General features: G+C 54.1%; 2 protein-coding genes and 2 pseudogenes. 3 read left to right on the top strand and 1 reads right to left on the bottom strand.

Annotated features, from left to right (window positions below; translation table 11 throughout):
* The 3 genes and pseudogenes from PKX57_RS11760 to PKX57_RS11770 all read left to right on the top strand — a co-directional run.
* Window positions 1–280, top strand: a pseudogene (locus PKX57_RS11760) (hypothetical protein); the annotation flags it as partial.
* Entirely contained in the window at window positions 277–1,461 is a 1,185-nt protein-coding gene (locus tag PKX57_RS11765; RefSeq protein ID WP_472417503.1) for a CaiB/BaiF CoA transferase family protein, read from the top strand. The pseudogene PKX57_RS11760 and the gene PKX57_RS11765, both read left to right, overlap by 4 nt.
* Before the next feature lie 256 nt (window positions 1,462–1,717).
* On the top strand, window positions 1,718–2,737 hold the full coding sequence (locus PKX57_RS11770; protein WP_472414905.1) for an SIS domain-containing protein: 1,020 nt from the start codon (window positions 1,718–1,720) through the stop codon (window positions 2,735–2,737).
* A gap of 76 nt (window positions 2,738–2,813) precedes the next feature.
* On the opposite strand, the pseudogene PKX57_RS11775 reads toward PKX57_RS11770, so the two are convergent.
* Window positions 2,814–3,064 (bottom strand): annotated as a pseudogene (locus PKX57_RS11775) (GTPase); the annotation flags it as partial.

Raw genomic sequence — 3,064 nt, forward strand, 5'->3', positions numbered from 1 at the left:
CATCAGCTCGCGAGACCCTGTAAGCCTCAGGGAAGACCACGAATTGATCGGGTATGCCAGGGAGGTGCACCGTCGGCTGGGCATCGAAAGTCAGATCCGCCCGGCCGCGACCAACGCCAGCCTTCCGCTCTCGATGGGACTGGCGGCCGTAACTGTCGGGGTCTGCGAAGGCGGAAAGACTCACAGCAGGGAGGAATGGATCTCAAAGAAAGGAATAGAGAGGGGCATACTCCAGCTCGAATATCTTCTGGAGCTGCTGCAGAGAGGTGATGGTGCTTGAGCGGTCCGCTGTCAGGTATAAAAGTACTGGACCTCACGAGAGTTCTCGCGGGGCCCTTCTGCACCATGCTTCTGTGCGACCTTGGCGCGACGGTCATAAAAGTGGAGAGACCTGTAACCGGAGACGATTCGAGGGGCTTCGGCCCGATGGTGAACGGCGAGAGCGCCTATTTCATGAGTATCAACAGGGGCAAAAAAGGCATCACGCTCAACCTCAAAAGGGCCAGGGGCAGAGAGATACTGCTGGAGCTGGCTGCCAGGTCCGACGTACTGGTGGAGAACTTCAGGCCGGGAACTATGGAAAGACTCGGTCTGAGATACGAGAGATTCAAAGAGAAAAACCCCGTTCTCATATATGCCAGCAGTTCGGGCTTCGGCCACACCGGACCCCTGAAGGACAGGACGGCTTACGACATAGTCATTCAGGGAATGAGCGGCATGATGAGCATCACCGGTCCGGACGTGGAAAACCAGAGTAAGGTCGGCAGCTCGATAGCCGACATACTCTGTGGCATCTTCACCGCCCTAGCCATAACGGCCGCCCTCAACAACAGGCGAGAAACCGGCAGGGGGCAGTATATAGATGTGGCGATGCTCGACTGTATGATATCGGTGCTGGAGAACGCCATTCTCCGCTACTCTGTGACGGGCGAGGTTCCCCGGCCCGTGGGAAACCGGCATGCATCGATCGCCCCCTTCGGAACTTTCGAATGTCTGGACGGAAAGATAAACATAGGCGTTGGCAACGACCAGTTGTGGAAAACCTTCTGCCGTGTGCTATCGATAGAAGAGTGCGAGAAGGATGAACGTTTTTCGAAAAACACGAACAGAGCCGAAAACGTCGATGAACTGACGGAGATAATCAACGAAAAACTCCGTGGAAAATCCCTAGATGAGTGGCTAAGAATATTCGAAAGGGAAGGAATCCCCTCCGGAAGAATCTGCAACATAGCCGACCTCTTCGAAAACCCCCAGGTGATCGCCAGAGAGATGATAGTGAACCTGCCTGTTGGGGAGAGAAAGATCGGTATGGCCGGCACTCCCTTGAAATTCTCGGAAACGCCTGCAAATACAGGAGGTCCGGCCCCAAAGATCGGAGAACACAACGAAGAGATACTGAAGAACTTGCTGGGAATGGAGAGCTATGAAATCGAAAAGTTGCACCAGGAGGGGATAATCTAGAGCGTGCGTGAGGAGCCCTCCTTCGTAAGAGCGAGAGGAGGAGAGAGAGAAGAGAGAAAGAGAGAGGACGCGAAAAATGGGAAAGACGCGAGGAGCCCGTCAGTCACTATTTTCGCTCTCGCCTTCTCTTGAGCGAAGCGAACTCTCGACGCTCTTTCTCTCGTGTTTTTACTCACCACTCACAACGGCTCTTATGATGAAATAAGCGTTCGCGGGTTATTATTGTTATTGAATGACGATACCGAGGAGGCGTCGAATGATAACCAGGAATGAGATACTCGAGCAGCCGCAAAAGCATGGAATTCTCTCAAGAAGGTACCGCAGTCTCTCGCGGCCTCTGGTCGATTTCATCGGGAAGAGTGGGCCGGCGAGCATCGATTTTGTCGGCTGCGGAACGTCGTATTTTCTCGCCATGGGCTGTGCGAAGCAGCTGGAAAGGCTCTCGAAGAGGAGAATCAGGTCGTCCTATTACAGCGGTTCGGAGATAATGCTCGGTCTGGCCGGACCATCGGAGGGAGATCTGCTTATAGGACTTTCGAGGTCCGGAACTTCCACCGAAACGCTTCTCGCCCTCGAGAAGGCCCACCGGGACGGCGTGCGGACGGCCGCCCTCACCTGCCAGCCGGGAAGCAAAATGATCGAAATGGCCGATCTTCCAGTCGTGCTGGACTTCATAGAAGAGACGGCGATAGTGATGACGAAATCCTTCACGTCCATGGCCTTCTTCGTGAGCGCCCTTGCCAGAGAGCTGTTCGCCCCCGGGAGTCTTGACGATTACCTGAACAACATCCCAGCGTCCTCCCGTGCAACTCTTGACGACTCGCTGAACTGTCTGGAGACTTTTGCGATAGCGGACCTAGATCACTTCGTCTTTCTGGGATACGCCGAGTACTTCGCCGCCTCTATGGAGGGGATAATAAAGGTGACGGAGATGTCTCTCACCGAGGCCGACTCTTACCAGACATTAGAATACAGACACGGACCGAAATCTAAAGTCAGAAAGGGCACTCTGGCGGTCGTTTCTACAAATGGAAAGTCCCTGAGCGAGGAGCTGGCGATGGCCGGAGAGATAGAAAGGCTCGGCGGCCGACCGGTGATAATATCCGGCGGGAAAGTCGAAGGGTTCGCGAACATAGCCACACGGTACGGCGGCGAAGACTTCGGCGACTGGTTCCTCAGAGCTATACCTCTCCAGTTGCTCGGCGTCGAACGGGCGATCGCTAAGAGTCTCGATCCCGATAGACCGCAGAATCTCACGAAGGTCGTTCAACTCTAGATATAACGAGGAGCCGGCGGGACGGCGTTGAGAAAAAAAGGGACCGGTTTCACCCGGTCCCTTCGGTTAAATCCGTTCAGATTTTGTGTTTCTTGAGGAATTCGTCTATGATCTCTTCCAGATCCGGCTTGCCTATTTCCTGAAGTTCGTAGCCTATCCTCACGGCCGGCTTGTTTATATCTATGACTCTTCTGAGATCTATCGGCGTGCCGATGATGACCAGATCTACGTCGGCCTTGTTTATGGTCTCTTCCAGTTCTTTCATCTGTTTTTCGCCGTAACCCATGGCCGGCAGGATCTCGTCGATATGGTTGTACTTCTCGTACG

Source organism: Mesotoga sp. (assembly GCF_035363035.1).
Taxonomy (GTDB): domain Bacteria; phylum Thermotogota; class Thermotogae; order Petrotogales; family Kosmotogaceae; genus Mesotoga.